Here is an 18453-nt window from a genome sequence, read left to right on the forward strand (position 1 = left end):
CATGGGTTCAGTTCCCCTCGTCCTCGCCCAGGCCACGCATCACGGCGAAGACGTCATCGGCCTTCGGCTTGTGCAGCTCGTGCACCAGCTGGCCGTCGGCCAGGAAGACCACCCGATCGGCGTACGACGCGGCGCGCGGGTCGTGCGTCACGATCACCACGGTCTGCCCGAACTCGTCGACGGCGGCGCGCAGAATCGACAGCACCTCGCTGGACGAACGCGAGTCCAGGTTTCCGGTGGGCTCGTCGCCGAAGATGATGTCCGGCCGGCCCACCAGTGCGCGGGCGCACGCCACGCGCTGCTGCTGTCCGCCGGACAGCTCGCTCGGGCGATGGGTGAGGCGATCGCGCAGGCCCAGGCGGTCGACGACGGTGTCGAACCACTCCTGGTCGAGCGCGCGACCGGCGATGTCCAGCGGCAGCGTGATGTTCTCCCGCGCCGTCAGCGTCGGCACCAGGTTGAACGCCTGGAAGACGAACCCGATGCGGTCGCGGCGCAGCCGGGTGACCTCCTTGTCGGACAGTCCCTCCAGCGTGACGTCACCGATGCGCACCACGCCCGAACTCGCATCGTCGAGCCCGGCGAGGCAGTGCATCAGGGTCGACTTGCCGGAACCGGACGGCCCCATGATGGCGGTGAACTGGCCCGCGTGGAAGTCGATGGACACGTCCCGGAGCGCCTGGACCTCGGTGTCGCCTGCGCCGTACTTCTTGATGACGTGCTGGGCACTCGCCGCGACCGATCCCTGTGGGAGCTCTGTAGCTGAAGTCATGGGGTATACGGTTCCAGACCTCGAGCCCGCGCGCCATCGGGGACCCCCCTTAGATACCCCGAAACGCCCGTCGCCCCCGAAACCGGCGGTTTCGGGGGCGACGGCCGAGGAGATGATCAGGCCTGATCGAGTCGTTCGACGAGCGCGTCGAGCTCACCCTGGAGGTCGGCCGGCAGCTTGTCGCCGACGAACTCGTACCATTCGTTGATCGACGGGATCTCGTTCTTCCAGGCGTCGACGTCGACGGCGAGGGCCTCGGCCAGGTCCGCCGGATCGATGTCCAGACCGGTCAGGTCGATCTCGCCGGGCGCGGCGACGGTGCCGATCGGGGTCTCGACGCCCTCGACGTTGCCCTCGATACGATCGACCATCCACTTCAGGACACGGCTGTTCTCGCCGAAGCCAGGCCACAGGAAGCGGCCGTCGTCGCCGCGACGGAACCAGTTGACGAAGAACACGGCGGGCAGCTGCGCGCCCTCGCGCTCACCGAGGTTCAGCCAGTGCTGGAAGTAGTCACCGACGTGGTAGCCGAGGAACGGCAGCATGGCCATCGGGTCGCGACGGACCACGCCGACCTTGCCCTCGGCGGCAGCGGTCTGCTCCGAGCCGACGGTGGAGCCCATGTAGACGCCGTGCTTCCAGTCGCGGGCCTGGGTGACCAGCGGGACGGTGGTCTTGCGGCGGCCGCCGAACAGGATCGCCGAGATCGGCACACCGTTGGGGTCGTCCCACTCCGGAGCGAGCGTGGGGCACTGGCTCATCGGGGTGCAGTAGCGCGAGTTGGGGTGGGCGGCCTTGGTGCCGGACTCGGGAGTCCAGTCGTTGCCGAGCCAGTCGGTCAGGTGCGCCGGGGTCGGACCGTCGATGTCCTCCCACCACACGTCGCCGTCGTCGGTGCGCGCGACGTTGGTGTAGATGGTGTTGCCGGCCTCGATGGTCTTCATGGCGGTCGGGTTGGACGCATGGCTGGTGCCCGGCGCCACACCGAAGAAACCGAACTCCGGGTTCACGGCGTACAGGCGGCCGTCGGCACCGAAACGCATCCAGGCGATGTCGTCGCCGACGGTCTCGGCGCGCCAGCCCGGCAGGGTCGGCTCGATCATCGCGAGGTTGGTCTTGCCGCACGCCGACGGGAAGGCCGCCGCGACGTAGTAGACCTTGTCCTCCGGGCTGATCAGCTTCAGGATCAGCATGTGCTCGGCCAGCCAGCCCTCATCGTGGGCCATCGCCGAGGCGATACGCAGTGCGTAGCACTTCTTGCCCAGCAGCGCGTTGCCGCCGTAGCCGGAACCGTACGACCAGATCACGCGGTCCTCGGGGAAGTGTGCGATGTACTTCTCCGAGTTGCACGGCCACGCCACGTCCTGCTGACCGGGCTCCAGCGGAGCGCCGACCGAGTGCAGGGCCTGGACGAAGAAACCGTCGTCGCCGAGCAGGTCCAGCACCGGGGTGCCGACGCGGGTCATGATCTTCATCGAGAGCACGACGTACTCGGAGTCGGTCACCTCGACGCCCAGCTTGGGGTCCTCGGCGCCGAGGGGGCCCATGCAGAACGGAATGACGTACATGGTGCGGCCGCGCATGCAGCCGCGGTACAGCTCGGTCATGGTGGCGCGCATCTCGGCCGGGTCCACCCAGTTGTTGGTGGGTCCGGCGTCCTCTTCGGTCTTGCTACAGATGAAGGTGCGCGACTCGACACGGGCGACGTCGGCGGGATCGGACAGAGCCAGGAACGAGTTGGGCTTGCGCTCTTCGTTCAGCTTCTCGATGGTCCCGGCCTCGACCAACTGCGTGGTCAGGCGGTCCCACTCTTCATCAGTTCCGGCGACCCAGACCACGCGCTCGGGCTGGGTGAGCTCGGCGACCTCCGCAACCCAGGCCAGCAGGCCAGCGTGATTCGTGGGTGCGCTACCGGCTTCCAGGCCGGGAATGGTCGCAGCGGTCATTGAGCTGTCTCCTCGCTTTTGCCAACTCTGCGCAGTCGTCACGCCCGCACAGTCGCCCTCATGATACCGCCGCGCGAGAACCAAAGGCACAGGTACTCGTCCGAGCCCTCATTCGAGGCGCCCCAGGCGGCTCGCCCACCACCGGCCGGTCTCCGGATCGAGGTGGCTCACCGCATAGTCGCCGGTCGGGTCGAGTTCGGTGATGCGGTCCACGCGGCCGTCGGCGTCGGTGTCGGTGTAGACGGTGAGCTGACCGTCCTCTCCCCTGGTCAGCGAGTCGGGGATGCCGTCGGAGTCCGCGTCCAGGCGGGCGGGACCGAGGTCCCACGCCGTTTCGCCGGAGAAGACCCACAGATGACCGTCCAGGGGTGCGCCCTCGTGCCCCGGGAGAGATTCGTCACCGACTCCGTCGAGCGCCCCGGTTTCGGTGAAGTCCAGCGGCCCCGCACCCCCATCGCCCGCACCCCGATCGCCCGTGTCCCAATCACTGATGTCCCAGACGTCCATGTCGCCCTCCCTGCTCCTACCGTCTAGAAGGTTGGACGCACGGCGAGGCCGTTCGGTTCCATAACTCGCGGCTCAAGTGCGCTTCTGCCGCGCCCAGCCCCGCCGCCACCGCGTGTTCGAGGGTGCTGCGCGCCGCCGCGACGGCCTCGGCGGCGGCCTGGTTCCGGGCCGTTCGGGCCGCTGCGGATCGTCGGACCGCGACCACCCCGGCGGCCACCGCCAGCCCGGCGAGCACCGTGAGCACCGTCCCGGCGGCCCCCAGCCCCGCCCACTGCACCAGCGGCACCACGCTCACCCGGCCCAGACCAAGCCCCGCGGAGGCGCCCAGGGCCAGCACCACCGCGTCGTCGGCGGCGAAGCGCCGCCGCGGCGCCTGCGCGACGGGCGGCGCCATGGTCGTGGCCGGACGCCCCCGCGGTACCGGCGCCGGCTCGACGTCCGGCAGCCCGAGCAGCGCGGCGGCCCGGATGTGCTCGATCCCCGCCGCCAGTTCATCGTCGATCCGGTCCCGGTAGCGCAGCAGGGCCGCGTGCAACCAGGCCTGCAGGTCGGCGGCGTCACGCCCGGACAGTCGCGCGCCCGACTCTCCGACGGCGCGGGAGAGTTCGTGGGCACCCGCGCGCACGTTGCCGGCCAGCTGCGCCCGCAGCGCGGCGAAACCGATCCGCGCCCCGGCCATCCGTTCGGCCCGCGTCGCGGCCGCCAGCGGCCCCGGTTCCGGTTCCGGTGCGGACCTCCGCGGGGTCGCCGGTTCGGCGACCCCGGCGACGGCGGGCCCGGGCGCACGGCACCAGAGCGCCACGTCGCTCGCACCGGAGAGGCCGAGCGCGACGGCGAACACCGGCAGGCGGTGCGCCGGATCCAGCGTGTCCCGGGCCTGCGCCAGCCGGGCCGGCCAGGTGCGGTCCTGCCCCGCCCCGACGCCCACCAGCGCGATCGGCACCCCGGCCGCGCGCAGCTCGGCCAGTCGGCGTTCCTCGAGGCCGCCGACCGCGCACGACAGATCCACCGCGAGGACAGCCACCTCGATACCCCTGGGCAGCTCCCGGTCGAGGCAGGCCCGGACGGGCAGCCCGCAGTCGGCGCGCAGGTCGGCGGCCAAGGGTTCCGGGTCGGCGCCGACCACCACGACGGTCACCGGCCCCACCGCGCCTGCGCCAGCATCGCGGCCCGACGCCGAGCCAGGCGCCGTCGGGCGGACAGCTCCGGGCCACACCCGCGGAGCGGCTCGGCCAGCGCCCCGAACCCGCCGGCGGCGCGCAGCCGTGCGGTCATCGCGCGGCACACGGCCGCTTCGTCTCCGGTCGCCGGCCCTTCGGCGCACAGCGCGAGGGCCGCACGCAGGCCGGTCGCACCCAGCGCATCCAGGGCCGCTCCGCGGCGTCGGCGTTCGTCCGGGTCGGGCACGTCGACGAAGGCCGCGGCCAGCGGCGGCACGTCGATCCGGGCCCGCACCCAACCCCGCAGGTCGGCCAGCAGGGCCTCGTCGACGGTCGCCGTGGCCAGCAGCCCGGACACTGGGTACACCGGCCTCCGCAGCCGGGAGGCCGCGGTCGCCGCCGCGACGGCCGCGCGCGGTCCGCGCACGTCGGCCTTGCCCGCCACCACGATCACCGGCCGCCGCTGTCGACTCAGAAAATCCCGGTCGCAGTCGCGCACCACCGCACCCAGGACGTGCACCAGGAGGTCGGCCGCCGCACGCTGCTCCGGCGGTGCGCCGGGTCCGTGGGCGGCGATCCCGAAGCGGTCGGTCACCGCCGCGGCGACGGTGTCCCGGCCGGTCCCCCGATGCCCGGTCACCGCGATCGAAACCGACGATGCGTCACGGTCGTCCATGTCTGCCTCCCCCAAGGCCGATGGATCTCGACGGTACCGCCGCAACACTGTTTCGGGTGTCGGATACCGCCAAGCCAGACGGATGCGCGACCATGGTGGGGTGAACACCGACTCCTCCGCCGGGCCGCAGGACGACACCGACCGCTCGCGTCTGTATCCGCGCGTCACCAGTTTCCGCTTCCGGCGGGGCTCGTTGACCGCCGGTCAGATCCGCAATTGGGAGCGATTGTGGCCGACGATGGGCCGGGATCTGCGCACCGGCCCCGACCGGACCACCGAGCCGCCGCTGGATGCACCCGCCTGGTTCGGCCGCACCGCACCGCTGATCATCGAGGTGGGCAGCGGCACCGGCATCTCCACGGCCGCCATGGCCGCCGAGGAGCCCGAGCACGATGTCGTGGCCGTCGAGGTCTATCAGCCGGGCCTGGCCCAGCTGCTCGGTCTGGTCGACCGGGGCGGGCTCACCAACGTCCGCATGGTGCGCGGCGATGCGACGGTGGTGCTCACCGAACTCGTCGAGTCCGACAGCCTCGCCGCGGTCCGCGTGTTCTTCCCGGATCCCTGGCCCAAGGCCCGCCATCACAAACGCCGCTTCCTGCAGTCGGGCACCCTCGCCCTGATCGCGGACCGGCTGGCGCCCGGCGGGATCCTGCACATCGCCACCGACCACTCCGACTACGCCGAGTGGATCGCCGAACTGCTGGCCACCCAGGATCCGGCGCGCCCGCACGTGATCCCGTTGACCTACGACTCGCCGATCCTGCTCGAGCGCCCCACCACCAAGTTCGAGGGCCGCGCCGAACGCGAAGGCCGCGACGTCAACGAGTTCGTCTACGTGAAGCCGCAGGTGAAGGCATGACCACTTCGGACACCACCAAACGCGTCCTGCTGGTCTGGGACGCCCCCAACATGGACATGGGTCTCGGCGGCATTCTGGGCGGCCGGCCCACGGCGGCACACCGCCCGCGATTCGACGCCCTGGGTCGCTGGCTCCTGACGCGCACCGCCGACCTCGCCGAGGGGCACGACGAGCCCATCGAGCCCGAGGCGACCGTCTTCACCAACATCGTGCCGGGCAGCGCCGAAGTGGTGCGTCCGTGGGTCGATGCCCTGCGCAACGTCGGCTACGCGGTCTTCGCCAAGCCGAAGCTGACCGACGACAGCGACGTCGATCAGGACATGCTCGACCACATCGCGCTGCGCCAGCACACCACCGGTCTGGCCGGGGTCTTCGTCGCCTCCGCCGACGGCCAGGCCTTCCGCGAGCCGCTGCTCGAGCTGGCGCGGGAGGGCATTCCGGTCACGGTGATCGGTTTCCGCGAGCACGCCTCGTGGGCGACCACCGCCACCGAGATCGAGTTCATCGATCTCGAGGACATTCCGGCGGTCTTCCGCGAGCCGCTGCCGCGCATCAGCCTCGACACCCTGCCCGACGACGGCGCCTGGCTCATCCCGTTCCGCGCGTTGTCGACACTGCTCAAATAGGCGCGCACCGATCATTTGATCGGGGCGCGCCCCCGTGCCTGCTGGGTTCTCTCAGGCCGACCTGAGACAATTTCCTCTGGATTTTGTCCGCGGAAGGAAGGAACCGGCGTGTTCGGATCCATCGGCACATTCGTTTACCGAATGCGCTACACCGTCATCGCCGTGCTCGTCGTCCTCATGGGCGGACTCGGCATCTACGGTCTGACCCTGCCGAATTATCTGTCGCAGAGCGGCTGGTTCGCGCCGAACTCGGAGTCGGTGACCGGTTCGGTCATCGCCGACGAATCGCTGGGCCGCGACCACAAATCCGACGCGCTGCTGCTGATCAAGCCGCCGGAGGGCACGTCGATCGACGATCCGGCCTTCGGCGCGAAGGTCGAGACCATCGTCGACGACATGGTGGAGCAGTTCCCCGGCATCATCAGTCGGCAGAGCCCCTCCGGCCCCCAGGATCTGGAATACGCGGGCCTCATCGACCCCTTCCCCGCGGGGGAGAACGGCGCCCAGCAGGCCGCCCAGGAGATGAAGCGCGACCGGATGTGGAATCTGGACGAGAACGTCGGCTTCATCTCGATCGGCATCGTCGGCAACGACGACACCACCATCCTGAAGAACTATCAGACCGTCGAACCGTTCTTCCAGAACCTGGCCGAGCGCTACGACATGCCCGGCACCACCTTCCAGCTCGCCGGCCTGCAGCCCATCGCCGGCGCCATGAGCAAGGGCATGGAGCAGGACATCAAGCGCGCGGAAGTGATCGCCCTTCCGGTGGTCGCCCTGATGCTGCTGTTCGTCTTCGGCAGCGTGATCGCCGCCATTCTTCCGGTCCTCATCGGCGGTCTGACGATCGCCGGTTCGCTCGGCATCATGACGATGCTGGCGCAGGTCACCGAGCTGAACGTGTTCGCACAGTCGGTGGTCACCCTGATCGGTCTGGGTATCGCCATCGACTACGGCCTGTTCATGGTGAGCCGGTTCCGAGAGGAACTCGCGGCGGGCTACACCGTCGAAGCCGCGGTACGAAGATCAGTGATGACCACCGGTCAGACGGTGGTCTTCTCGGGCACCATCATCGTGGCCGCGCTGGCCTGCCTGTTGATGTTCCCGCAACCCTTCTTGAAGTCGGTCGCCTACGGCGCGATCGCCTCGGTCAGCTTGGCCGCACTGCTGTCGATCACCGTGCTGCCGGCCATCCTGGCGATCCTCGGTCGACGGATCGACGCCTTCAGCGTGCCGTTCCTGCAGCGCACCAAGACGCGCGAAGAGATCATCAACGGCTTCTGGGGCAAGCTCTCGGGCTGGGTGATGAAGCACCCGGTCAAGACCGCGGTCCCCACCGTGCTGCTCCTGCTGGCCCTGATCATCCCGTTCAGCAACATCGCCTTCGGCGGCATGAGCGAGGCCTATCTGCCGCCGAACGATCCCCAGCGCAACGCGCAGGAGGATTTCGACCGGTACTTCCCCGCTGAGCGGACCGAAGAACTCAAACTCGTCGTCCTCTACAACCAGGACGACGAGGACGCCGGTGACAAGGTCGCGGCCATCGCCGCCGAGGCCAACAAGATCCCCGGATTCACCAAGAAGTTCTCCCCCACCGCCGAGGGCGGCGGCTTGGACGGCGTGTACGGCGACCCGGACACCGGTTACGGCGTCACGCAGATGTCGGCCGGTCTGGTCGATCGCACCACCGCGGCCGAGGCCATCCGCGAGCTGCGCGCCATCGACTCGCAGGGCCTGCGGGTCTATGTCGCGGGCATGCCTGCCCTCACCCAGGACTCCATCGATTCGCTGCTCGACCTGCTGCCGTTGATGGCGATCGTGCTGGTGCTGGTCACCGGGCTGCTGATGTTCCTGGCCTTCGGATCCATCATCCTGCCGATCAAGGCGGCGCTGATGTCCGCGCTCGGCCTGGGTTCCACGCTGGGCATCCTGACCTGGATGTTCATCGACGGCAACGGCTCCTCGCTGCTCAACTTCACGCCGGGACCGCTGTTCGCCGCCGTCCTGGTGCTGATCATCGCGATCGTCTACGGCCTGTCCACCGACTACGAGGTGTTCCTGCTCTCCCGCATGGTCGAGGCTCGCGATCAGGGCGCCAGCACCACCGAGGCGATCCGGGACGGCACCGCGCTGACCGGTCGCCTGATCACGGCGGCCGCCGCGATCCTGGTCGTGGTCACCGGCGCGTTCGCGCTCTCGAACATCGTGATGATGAAGTACATCGCGTTCGGCATGATCGCCGCGCTGATCCTCGACGCCACCGTGATCCGCATGCTGCTGGTGCCGTCGGTGATGAAGCTGCTCGGCGACGACTGCTGGTGGGCGCCGCAGTGGATGCTCAAGCTGCAGCGCAAGATCGGCCTCGGCGAGACCATCCTCGAGGACGAGCCGCAGTTCAAGGATCCCGCCCTCGTCGGAGCCGCCACCGGTTCCACCAGCGCGGGCGGCGTGGTGGCCGTGGCGCAAGCCGAAACCACCCAGCTGCGCGTCCAGTCGCTGGACGAGTCGCGCCCGGCGGCCGGTCAAGCCGAGCCCAAGCGGCTGCGTTCGCTGGCCCGGCGCGGCCGCAGAGACGAGGACGCGTCGTTGGACCACCTCGACGAGTTGGTCGACGAGCCGACGCCGGAGCCCACTCCGCCGTCGGGCCCGACGCCCGTTCTGGCCCAGCCTCCGATGCAGGGCCAGCCTCCGGTTCAGGGGCAGGGACAGGCACCCACGCAGGCTCCGCCGATGCCACCGATGCCGGCCTCGCGCCCGCCGGAGCGGCAGGTCGGTCCCGACACCGGATCGTGGCGCCTGGGCGCCGGGGGCGTCCGCCAGAGCAACCGCGATCTGCGGCCGCGGCCGGCGCCGATGCCGCCGCGGACCGTGGCACCCGCGCAGCCGCCCGCGCCGGACCCCCGGCCACCGGCCGCACCCGCGCCGACCGGCCCCTATCCGGTCCCGGAGAGTCATGACAATCCGGAGATGCCGCCGCAGTACGGGAAGCCCGCTGCGCGGCCGTCTCGGGAGCGTCGCGCGGACCGCAGCGAGCAGATCAGCGTGCAGGATCTGCTTCGGCGGAGCCGAGGCGGAGAGTCCGACCAGGACTGATGCATTGGTGCCCCACGGTTCTCGGCCACTAATGTGCTAGCCATGTCTGCCGAGAACCCCGCCCGCCGCAACTGGCGCCGTTGGCTTCGCGTCGGCATCGTCGTCCTCGTGGTCGTGATCCTGTCGGTGGAGGCGTGGTTCGTCTGGCCGCACCTCGAGCAGGCCTGGGACCACATCGGCGAGATCAACTGGTGGTGGGTGCTGGCCTGCATCGTCGCCGCCCTGGCCTCCATGGACAGCTACGCGCAGGTGCAGCGGGTGCTGATGGGTTCGGCCGGGGTGCGGGTGCGCCAGCGCGAGTCGTTGGCGGTGATCCTGGCGTCCAACTCGATCTCGCAGACCATGCCCGGCGGCCAGGTGCTGGCTCCGGCGTTCATCTACCGGGAGAGCCGCAAGTGGGGAGCCACCCCGGTGGTCGCCTCGTGGCAGTTGGTGATGTCCGGGCTGCTCGCCGGCGTCGGTCTGGCGGTGCTCGGTCTGGGTGGAGCCCTGCTCGCCGGGGCCAAGACCAGTCCGTACTCGGTCGTCTTCAGCGTCGTCGGGTTCGTGGCCTTCGCCATCGTCATGCAGTATGTGGCCACGCATCCGGAGTCGCTGGAAGGTCCGGGACGCCGCGTCCTGGGCTGGATCAACAATCTGCGCGACAAGCCGCGCGAGCACGGCGTCGAACGGCTCAAGCGGATTCTCGACCAGCTGCAGTCGGTGCAGCTCAAACGGCGCGCCGCCGGCGAGGCCTTCGCCTGGAGCCTGTTCAACTGGGTCGCCGACGTGGTCTGCCTGGCCTTCGCCTGCTACGCCGTCGGCGCCGAACCCGGGTTCGCCGCCCTCATGGTCGCCTACGCGGCGGGCAAGGCGGTCGGCACCGCGCTGCCGCTGCTGCCCGGCGGTATCGGGGTGGTCGACGCCGTGCTCATCTCGGCGTTCACCGCGTCCGGGATTCCCGCCGCCGACGCCCTGCTCGCGGTGTTGATCTACCGCATCGTCAGCTACCTGTTGATCGCACTCATCGGCTGGGTGGTGGTGGCGATGCGGTATCGCGGCGCCATCAGTTCCCGGGACGACATCCGCACCCAGATGGAGCGTGAGGAAGGCGACATCTCCCCGGCCGGTTAACGTGGTGGCATGCTCGCTTTCGCCGCCCTCGCTGATTTCGTCGCGGTCATCGTCTTCGCCGCCGTCGGCCGCTCCAGCCACGCCGAGGCCCTGAGCCCGTCCGGGGTGTGGGAGACCGCGTGGCCGTTCCTGGTGGGTGCGGCGGTCGGCTGGCTGATCGTCGGCTTGCTCCGGCGCACTCCGGTCGCCCTGGCTCCGGGCGGGGTCATCATCTGGATCTCCACCGTGGTGGTCGGCATGGTGGTGCGCTGGGCCACCGATTCGGGTACCGCGACCGCATTCATCATCGTGGCCACGGTCTCCACCGCGCTCCTGCTTTTGGGCTGGCGCCTGATCGCCCGCATCGTCAGCGCGAAGTCGAGCGCTTCGTCGCCGGAGGCCGCGGCGGGTCAGTCCAGCCGGTAGTACTTCTGCGCCACCTGCAGGGCCGCGGTGCCGGAGGCGTCGCCCTCGCAGTAGACCACGATCACCTTGCCGCCGGAGATCCCGACGAACCAGCCGGGACCGGCCGGACCGTTGGTGCCGACGAGCGCCCGGAGCCCGGGCGCCCCGGTGAGGTCGCTGGCGTCGCCGCGGCGGGCGACGACGGCCATCTGCGCCGCCACCCGGGCGACCGTGGCCGCGTCCATGGCCCCGAGCTCACCGCCGGACACCTTGGTGGGGGTGTCCTTGATCAGGTACGGGGGCACCGAGGTGGGCGACCCCTTCAATGAGCGCGCCACCGACACGCCGAGGATCCCCATGTTCAGCATGGTGGCGGTGAAGTTCTGCGGCCGGAACGACGCCGCCGACACCGACGCGGAGGAGCTGCCGGGCGGACCGACCACACCGGGCACGGTGAAGGTCAGTCCGAGCCCGAGGTGCTGCCACCGCGCTCGCGCCTGGTCGGCGTCGGTCGCCGTGTCGTCGATCGCGCCGAAGACCGGGTCGAGGGTGCTGCCGGTCGGGTAGGCGATGTCCGCCTGAATCCGGTGGTCGGCGGCGGCGTCGTTCTGCGCCATCGCCAGAATGCCGCCGGTCTCGGCGTCGAAGCTCATCACGGTGGCCGGTTGCGCCACCTCCACCACCGCGTCGCCGAGGGTGAGCTGCTCGTTCTGGTTGATCGTGGTCATGATGTCCGGGGCGGGGCGACCCTGCTCGCCGGCCAGTTTCACCGGCTTGGCCCCGGGGGTCGCCTCCTGCACCTGCCAGCCGGACGTCGCATTGCGGACCGCCTGCCAGTAGTTGGTGAGTCCCGTCGACAGCGGCGTGGAGAGCCGCCGGTCGCTCATCACCAGCATGCCGGTCTTGACCACGGTGACCCCGGAGATGCGTTCGGGATCGGAGGCCAGCACCTTCATGTCGGGGTCACGCAGGGTCACCGCCAGCGCCTCGCCGCCCTGCGCCGCGACGATCTTCTCGTTGATCACCTTCGCGGTGACCAGCGGGGCGATGGGCTTGAGGGCGGCGGCCAGGGCATTGACCGAGCGCTGCAGGTTTCGGGTGGCGGCCGGGTTGATCATGATCTCGTTGACCGGCTGCATGGTCATGAAGGCCTTGCCCGAGGCGCTGCGCACGGTCGGCGCCGGGGTGGCGTCGGTGCGGACCATTTGCAACCGCGCGCCCACCGGCATCCCGGTCTTCAGCAGGCTCTGCTCCCACTGCACCTTCCAGCCGGTGGAGAGCCGACGCAGGCTGCCGGTGGTGGTGGTCGCGTAATCGCGGTCGTCCGACCAGTGCCACGTGGTGGTCATGGTGAACGACGCGGTCCCGTCGGAGTATTCGACGGTGTTGCCGATGGTCGCGTCGACGGTGCGGGCGTGCATGCCGGCGAAGGAGGCGCTGAGCGCGTCGGCGGCCTGGGAGGGCGAGGTGGTGAGGTCGGAGGCGGTCTGCACATCCTGGTTCGCCATGGCCGCGGCGAACGCCCGCGCGGCCCTCGCCGAGTCGGAATCGTCGTCGTTGCCGCACGCCACCAGTGCGAGCGCGCAGACGGCACTGACGCACAGCGCCATCACCGAACGCCACGATCGCAAGTTCATAGTCACAATAGTCACTCTATTCACACGGCCTTGGCTAGCCGGGGCGTTCACGGTCCGGCGTCTAACTGGTCACGATCCGGTCTCCATTGATAATGGGACCATGTCCCTGCATGTCGTCCGCGCCGATGAACGCCTCCTGACCAGCACCGATTGGCTCACGTCCCGCCACGGCTTCTCCTTCGGCGATCACTACGATCCGCACAACACTCACCACGGCGTGCTGCTGGTGCACAACGACGAGATCGTCGCCCCGGGGCAGGGATTCGACACGCATCCGCACCGGGAGACCGAGATAATCACCTGGGTGCTGGAAGGCTCCCTGGTCCACCAGGATTCGCAGGGCCACAACGGAGTGATCTATCCGGGCCTGGCGCAGCGCATGAGTGCCGGGACCGGGATCCTGCACTCCGAACGCAACGACGCCGGCGACGCCGCCGCCAGCGAGCGGGTGCACTACCTGCAGATGTGGCTGCTGCCCGACGAGACCGGCGCCGATCCGAGCTACGAGCAGCGCGACGTGAGCACCGAACTGGCCGCGGGCGGGCTGCTCCCGCTGGCCTCCGGCGACCCCCGGCACGACTCGGCGATCCGCATCCGCAACGCGGGCGCCACCCTGTGGGTGGCCCGGCTGGCTGCCGGTCAGCGGGTGACCCTGCCGGCCGGCCGCTTCACGCACCTGTTCGCCTCGTCCGGGGCCGTCGAGGTGGAGTCCACCGTCCTGGGGGCCGCGGACACCCTGCGCGCCCATGACCTCGGCGGCTCCGCACTGACCGCACGCACCGCCGCCGAAGTGCTGATCTGGACGATGGATGCGGCCCTCGGCGAGTAGCCGACCACGGATCACGGTGCGGCTGCGGCACACCGTGCCCGCGCGCAAGGCACTATGTAAGGCGTGACCCACGCTTCGAACACCCCCGTCGAACTCCCCTCCGGCCTCGATCTGCAGTGGCGGGATCCCGCGGTCGCCGTCGGCGACGACCTGTTCAGCCACGTCAACGGCCGTTGGCTCGCAGAGCACCGGATCCCCGACGATCGTAGTATCGACGGCGCCTTCCACGTCCTGCGCGACAACGCCGAGGCACACGTGCGCGAGATCGTCGAAGCCTGCGCCCGCGGCGACGGGACGGGCCCCAACGCCGCCAAGATCGGCGACCTGTACGGCTCCTTCATGGACGTCGAGCGTCTCGAGGCACTGGGCGCCTCCGCGATCGCCGACGACCTCACCGCCATCGCCTCGATCGACGACACGTCGGACTTCGCCCGCGTCCTCGGCGACCTGCAGCGGCACGGCGCCACCGGCCTGTTCGGCTACTACGTGGACACCGACGCCAAGAACTCCGACCGCTACCTGGTGCACGTGGTGCAGAGCGGTCTGGGCCTGCCCGACGAGGCGTACTACCGCGAGGACAAGCACGCGGCCACGCGGGAGTCGTACGTGGCCCACGCCGAGCGGATGTTCGCCCTAGCCGGGCTACCCGACCCCGCCGGGGCCGCCGCGACCGTCCTCGAACTGGAGACGGCCATCGCCGCGCACCACTGGGATGTGGTGCGCCGCCGCGACGCCGACGCCACCTACAACCTGCATACCCGCGACGAATTCGCCACCGCGGCACCGGGATTCGATCTCGACGCCTGGATCGGCGCGCTCGGCGCCCCCACCACCGCGACCTTCGCTGAGGTCAACCTGGGGCAGCCCTCGTTCGTCACCGGGGCAGCCGAGCTGATCGCCGAACGCCCGCTGGAGCAGTGGAAGACCTGGCTCACCTGGCGGCTGCTCCGCGCGGCTGCCCCCTATCTCTCGGCCGCGTTCGTCGACGAGAACTTCGACTTCTACGGCCGGGTCCTCACCGGCGCCCCTGCCAACCGGGACCGCTGGAAGCGCGGTGTCGGCTTCGTCGAGGCCGCCATCGGTTTCGCCGTCGGCGAGCTGTACGTGGCCAAACATTTCCCGCCCGCGGCGAAGGCCCGGATGGACGAGCTGATCGACAACCTCATCGAGGCTTATCGGCGCAACATCACCGACCTGGAGTGGATGACCCCGGACACCCGCGAGCGCGCCTTGGCCAAGCTCGACCGGTTCACACCGAAGATCGGGTACCCGGCGGGCTCCCGCGACTACGGCGCCCTGACCGTCGACCGCTCCGATCTCATCGGCAACGTGCGCCGCGCCTCGGACTTCGAGAACCACCGCGAGCTGAGCAAGATCGGTCGTCCGGTGGATCGCGACGAGTGGTTCATGACGCCGCAGACGGTGAACGCCTACTACAACCCGGGCATGAATGAGATCGTCTTCCCGGCCGCGATCCTGCAGCCGCCGTTCTTCGACGCCGACGCCGACGACGCCGCCAACTACGGCGGCATCGGGGCGGTGATCGGCCACGAGATCGGCCACGGCTTCGACGATCAGGGCGCCAAGTACGACGGCGACGGCAACCTCGTCGACTGGTGGACTGACACCGACCGCACCGAGTTCGGCAAGCGCACCACCGCGCTCGCGGCCCAGTACGCCGAGTACACCCCGGTCGGTCTCGACCCGGAGCACAGGGTCAACGGCGAGTTCACGCTCGGCGAGAACATCGGCGACCTCGGCGGCCTGTCCATCGCGTTGGTGGCCTATCGGATCGCGAACGAGAAGTCCGGGGCCACCCCGCCGGTGATCGACGGCCTGACCGGTGAGCAGCGCGTCTTCTTCAGCTGGGCCCAGATCTGGCGCACCAAGACTCGCGACGAGGAGGCGATCCGCCGCCTCTCGATCGACCCGCATTCGCCGCCCGAGTTCCGGTGCAACGGCGTGGTCCGCAACCTCGACGCCTTCTACGCGGCGTTCGATGTACCCGACGACGCCGACCTGTACCTGGCCCCCGCCGACCGCGTCCGCATCTGGTGAACGCGCGTTCCGTCGCCCGCTGGCTGCTGCCGGCCCTGGCCGTCCTCGTCTGGCTGGGCGTCGGCGGGGCCACCGGTCCCCTGGCGGGCAAGCTCAGCCAGGTGACCACCACCGAGGCCAGCGCCTTCCTGCCGGCCTCCGCGGAGTCGACGGTGGTGTCGGAGGAACTGCCGGCGTTCACCGACACCGGCTACTTCCCGGCGATCGTCGTCGCCGAGCGGGACGGCGGCCTGACTCCGGCCGACAGCCGGTACCTCGCCGACGCCACCGCGCCGCTGGCCGGCACCGCCGGTTTCGGGCCGGACTTCTCGCCGGTGCTGCCGTCGGCCGACGGCCTGGCCGCCCAGCAGTTCGTGCCGATCGCCACCGACGGCAAGCCGAAGGAACCGGTCGCCGAGCTGCGGAAGGCGCTCGACGCGCCGCCGCCCGGGTTGACCGTGGCGGTGACCGGTCCCGCCGCCCAGGCCGCCGACCTGTCCGGTGCGTTCGCCGGGATCGACGGTCTGCTGCTGCTGGTGGCCGGGACGCTGGTGCTGCTGATCCTGATCGTCGTCTACCGCTCGCCGATCCTGCCGATCGTGGTGCTGATCTCGGCGACCCTCGCTCTCGCCTTGGCGTCCGGCCTGGTCTATTGGCTCGCCGACGCCGGCGTCCTCGAACTCAACGGCCAGAGCCAGGGCATCCTGTTCATCCTCGTCTTCGGCGCGGCCACCGACTACGCGCTGCTGCTGGTGGCGCGCTACCGCGAGACGCTCGCCGATCAGCCCGACGCACGGGGCGCGCTGCTGACGGCCTGGCGGGCCACGCTGCCGCCGATCGCCGCGTCGGCCGGCACGGTGATCGCCGGCGTGCTGTGCCTGCTGCTGAGCGACCTGAACTCCAACCGCAGCCTCGGTCCGATCGCGGCGCTCGGCGTCGCGGCGTCGTTCCTGGCGTCGGTCACCTTCCTGCCCGCGGTGCTGGCCCTGTTCGGCCGGACGGCCTTCTGGCCGCGGCGGCCGCAGCCGTCCGACGACCCGGGCAGCTCCCACCGGATCTGGCAGCGGGTGGCGGACTTCGTGGCCGCCGCCCCGCGCAAGGTGTGGGCGGTAACGCTGCTGGTGCTGCTGGTCGGCGCGGCGTTCGCCCCGATGTTCCGGTCCGACGGCGTCGCCACCACCGACTTCTTCCTCAACGAGACCGAGTCGGTGCAGGGTGCGGCGATCCACGCCGAGCACTTCGACGCCGGTTCGGGCACGCCCACCTGGATCGTCGTCCCGCAGGTCTCCGGCGACGCCGCCACCGAGGTCGCCGCGGACACCCCGGGCGTCGCCGGGGCGGCCGTGCTCACCGAGAACGCCGCACCGGTGGTCCGCGACGGCCGGGCCGCGGTGCAGGTGACCCTGGACGACGACCCGGATTCGCTGGCCGCGCAGGACACCGTCGCCGCACTGCGCGAGGGCCTGAGCCGACTCGACGGTGCCCGCGTCGGCGGCGCCACCGCGGTGGACCTGGACACCCGCCTCACCGCGGCCCGGGACCGGAACCTGATCATCCCGGTGGTGCTGCTGGTGGTGCTGGCCGTGCTCGTCCTGCTGCTGCGGTCGCTGGCCGCGCCCGCGCTGCTGCTGGTCACCACCGTGCTGTCGTTCGGTACGACGCTCGGCATCGCCGCGCTGATGTTCAACGGTCCGCTGGGCTTCCCCGGCGCCGACCCGACCGTGCCGCTGTTCGCGTTCGTCTTCTTGGTGGCGCTCGGCGTGGACTACAACATCTTCCTCATGGCCCGGGCGCGCGAGGAGGCGCCGGTGCACGGCACCCGTAAGGGCATGCTGGTGGCGCTGACCAGTACCGGCGGGGTGATCAGCGCCGCGGGCATCGTGCTGGCGGCCACCTTCTCCGCGCTCGCGGTGATCCCGCTGCTGTTCCTGGCGCAGATCGCCTTCCTGGTGGCCGTCGGCGTGCTGATCGACACGCTGGTGGTGCGCTCGCTGCTGGTGCCGGCGGTGACGCTCGACGTCGGACGTCGGATCTGGTGGCCCAGCGCCCTCTCGCGTTCGGAACCGGCACGTTCGGAACCGGCGGGTTCGGGGCAGTCGTGAGGCACGACCCCGACATCCAGGCCTCCATCGACCTCAACAGCGGCCGCTGGATCGCGGCGGCCATCCTGCGCCCGCTGTTCGCCGCCGCGGTGCTGCTTGTCGGCTACTTCCTGCTGCCGATCAGCCACGACAGCCGCTGGAACGTGGTCGGGCTGATCATCGGCGGCTTGATGCTGGCGGGGTTCTGCGCGTGGGAGATCTGGCAGTTCCGGCACACTCGACGCCCGGTGCTGGTCTCCCTGGAGTTGTTCACCGCGCTGGTCGGCTTCTACGTGGTCTCGTTCTCCACGGTGTACTTCCTGTTCTCCGACTACGACCACGGCAGCTTCACCGAGTCGCTGACCCGCGTTGACGCGCTGTACTTCTGCCTCACCGTGTTCACCACCACCGGCTTCGGCGACATCGCGGCGGTCAGCCAGGGTGCCCGCATCGCGGTCTCGGTGCAGATGGCGTCGTCGCTGGTCCTGCTCGGCCTGGGCGTGCGCTTCCTGACGCTGCTGGTCGGCCAGCGCGTCAAGGACGTCAGCACCGACTGACCCCGGCGCACCCACCCCGTCGCCCACCCTCCCGCGTGTCGCGACCCCTTCCCCGGGTCGCCGTCCGGGCTCGCGCTTTGCCACCCTGTTGGTGAGACTTCTGGGGGGCTGCGTGTGGGGAGGGAGTGACGATGATTTTTAGTGTTCGTACCGAGCAGGAGCGTGCGGAGGAGATC

General features: G+C 70.2%; 15 protein-coding genes. 9 read left to right on the forward strand and 6 right to left on the reverse strand.

Annotated elements, in window-relative coordinates:
* Nucleotides 1–7: 7 nt before the first annotated feature.
* The 5 genes from ACFFJD_RS16380 to ACFFJD_RS16400 all read right to left on the reverse strand — a co-directional run bounded on the left by ACFFJD_RS16380 (nucleotide 8) and on the right by ACFFJD_RS16400 (nucleotide 5061).
* A complete protein-coding gene (locus tag ACFFJD_RS16380; protein WP_382366095.1) occupies nucleotides 8–772 on the reverse strand; it encodes an ABC transporter ATP-binding protein in 765 nt (254 codons plus the stop codon).
* Between the two features lie 116 nt (nucleotides 773–888).
* Entirely contained in the window at nucleotides 889–2718 is a 1830-nt protein-coding gene (locus tag ACFFJD_RS16385; RefSeq protein ID WP_382366097.1) for a phosphoenolpyruvate carboxykinase (GTP), read from the reverse strand.
* 108 nt (nucleotides 2719–2826) lie between these two features.
* A complete protein-coding gene (locus tag ACFFJD_RS16390; protein WP_382366099.1) occupies nucleotides 2827–3225 on the reverse strand; it encodes a DUF6802 family protein in 399 nt (132 codons plus the stop codon).
* A gap of 16 nt (nucleotides 3226–3241) precedes the next feature.
* A complete protein-coding gene (locus ACFFJD_RS16395; protein ID WP_382366101.1) occupies nucleotides 3242–4363 on the reverse strand; it encodes a hypothetical protein in 1122 nt (373 codons plus the stop codon).
* Nucleotides 4360–5061, reverse strand: coding sequence for a hypothetical protein (locus ACFFJD_RS16400; protein WP_382366103.1), 702 nt, complete (start codon nucleotides 5059–5061; stop codon nucleotides 4360–4362). Before ACFFJD_RS16400 ends, ACFFJD_RS16395 begins: the two co-directional genes overlap by 4 nt.
* A gap of 82 nt (nucleotides 5062–5143) precedes the next feature.
* Here ACFFJD_RS16400 and trmB point away from each other — a divergent pair, with 82 nt between their 5' ends.
* From trmB to ACFFJD_RS16425, 5 genes are all read left to right on the forward strand, one after another.
* Nucleotides 5144–5920: a tRNA (guanosine(46)-N7)-methyltransferase TrmB gene (gene trmB / locus ACFFJD_RS16405; protein WP_382366105.1), complete on the forward strand. Its 777-nt coding sequence runs from the start codon at nucleotides 5144–5146 to the stop codon at nucleotides 5918–5920.
* On the forward strand, nucleotides 5917–6546 hold the full coding sequence (locus ACFFJD_RS16410; protein WP_382366107.1) for an NYN domain-containing protein: 630 nt from the start codon (nucleotides 5917–5919) through the stop codon (nucleotides 6544–6546). Before trmB ends, ACFFJD_RS16410 begins: the two co-directional genes overlap by 4 nt.
* A gap of 108 nt (nucleotides 6547–6654) precedes the next feature.
* Nucleotides 6655–9639 (forward strand): MMPL family transporter, encoded by a 2985-nt coding sequence (locus ACFFJD_RS16415; RefSeq protein WP_382366109.1) that lies wholly within the window; start codon nucleotides 6655–6657, stop codon nucleotides 9637–9639.
* A 42-nt stretch (nucleotides 9640–9681) separates the two neighbouring features.
* Nucleotides 9682–10752 carry a lysylphosphatidylglycerol synthase transmembrane domain-containing protein gene (locus tag ACFFJD_RS16420; protein WP_382366111.1) on the forward strand — a complete coding sequence of 357 codons (1071 nt, stop codon included), beginning with the start codon at nucleotides 9682–9684 and terminating at the stop codon, nucleotides 10750–10752.
* Nucleotides 10753–10761: 9 nt separating this feature from the next.
* Entirely contained in the window at nucleotides 10762–11157 is a 396-nt protein-coding gene (locus ACFFJD_RS16425) for a DUF3054 domain-containing protein (RefSeq protein ID WP_382366113.1), read from the forward strand.
* Here ACFFJD_RS16425 and ACFFJD_RS16430 read toward each other — a convergent pair.
* Nucleotides 11142–12773, reverse strand: a complete 1632-nt coding sequence (locus ACFFJD_RS16430; protein ID WP_382366131.1) for an NTF2-like N-terminal transpeptidase domain-containing protein — start codon at nucleotides 12771–12773, stop codon at nucleotides 11142–11144. The two genes, ACFFJD_RS16425 and ACFFJD_RS16430, sit on opposite strands and share 16 nt — an antisense overlap.
* A gap of 100 nt (nucleotides 12774–12873) precedes the next feature.
* On the opposite strand from ACFFJD_RS16430, the gene ACFFJD_RS16435 reads away from it, so the two are divergent.
* The 4 genes from ACFFJD_RS16435 to ACFFJD_RS16450 all read left to right on the forward strand — a co-directional run bounded on the left by ACFFJD_RS16435 (nucleotide 12874) and on the right by ACFFJD_RS16450 (nucleotide 18277).
* A complete protein-coding gene (locus ACFFJD_RS16435; protein WP_382366115.1) occupies nucleotides 12874–13602 on the forward strand; it encodes a pirin family protein in 729 nt (242 codons plus the stop codon).
* Nucleotides 13603–13665: 63 nt separating this feature from the next.
* The gene (locus ACFFJD_RS16440) at nucleotides 13666–15660 is read left to right on the forward strand and encodes a M13 family metallopeptidase (protein ID WP_382366117.1); all 1995 of its coding nucleotides are present in this window, start codon (nucleotides 13666–13668) and stop codon (nucleotides 15658–15660) included.
* The gene (locus ACFFJD_RS16445) at nucleotides 15657–17741 is read left to right on the forward strand and encodes an MMPL family transporter (protein WP_382366119.1); all 2085 of its coding nucleotides are present in this window, start codon (nucleotides 15657–15659) and stop codon (nucleotides 17739–17741) included. Before ACFFJD_RS16440 ends, ACFFJD_RS16445 begins: the two co-directional genes overlap by 4 nt.
* A complete protein-coding gene (locus tag ACFFJD_RS16450) occupies nucleotides 17738–18277 on the forward strand; it encodes a potassium channel family protein (protein ID WP_382366121.1) in 540 nt (179 codons plus the stop codon). The genes ACFFJD_RS16445 and ACFFJD_RS16450 overlap by 4 nt, the downstream gene beginning before the upstream one ends.
* The last annotated feature ends 176 nt before the right edge of the window (nucleotides 18278–18453 follow it).

This window comes from Gordonia phosphorivorans, assembly GCF_042432625.1.
Taxonomy (GTDB): Bacteria; Actinomycetota; Actinomycetes; order Mycobacteriales; family Mycobacteriaceae; genus Gordonia; species Gordonia phosphorivorans.

What these genes read in the sequence shown, in the direction of transcription:
- ACFFJD_RS16420 (WP_382366111.1), top strand. Translation starts at nt 9,682, where the DNA reads ATGTCTGCCGAGAACCCCGCCCGCCGCAACTGGCGCCGTTGGCTTCGC.
- ACFFJD_RS16435 (WP_382366115.1), top strand. Translation starts at nt 12,874, where the DNA reads ATGTCCCTGCATGTCGTCCGCGCCGATGAACGCCTCCTGACCAGCACC.
- ACFFJD_RS16410 (WP_382366107.1), top strand. Translation starts at nt 5,917, where the DNA reads ATGACCACTTCGGACACCACCAAACGCGTCCTGCTGGTCTGGGACGCC.
- ACFFJD_RS16385 (WP_382366097.1), bottom strand. Translation starts at nt 2,718, where the DNA reads ATGACCGCTGCGACCATTCCCGGCCTGGAAGCCGGTAGCGCACCCACG.
- trmB (WP_382366105.1), top strand. Translation starts at nt 5,144, where the DNA reads ATGCGCGACCATGGTGGGGTGAACACCGACTCCTCCGCCGGGCCGCAG.
- ACFFJD_RS16390 (WP_382366099.1), bottom strand. Translation starts at nt 3,225, where the DNA reads ATGGACGTCTGGGACATCAGTGATTGGGACACGGGCGATCGGGGTGCG.
- ACFFJD_RS16425 (WP_382366113.1), top strand. Translation starts at nt 10,762, where the DNA reads ATGCTCGCTTTCGCCGCCCTCGCTGATTTCGTCGCGGTCATCGTCTTC.
- ACFFJD_RS16430 (WP_382366131.1), bottom strand. Translation starts at nt 12,773, where the DNA reads ATGAACTTGCGATCGTGGCGTTCGGTGATGGCGCTGTGCGTCAGTGCC.
- ACFFJD_RS16380 (WP_382366095.1), bottom strand. Translation starts at nt 772, where the DNA reads ATGACTTCAGCTACAGAGCTCCCACAGGGATCGGTCGCGGCGAGTGCC.
- ACFFJD_RS16400 (WP_382366103.1), bottom strand. Translation starts at nt 5,061, where the DNA reads ATGGACGACCGTGACGCATCGTCGGTTTCGATCGCGGTGACCGGGCAT.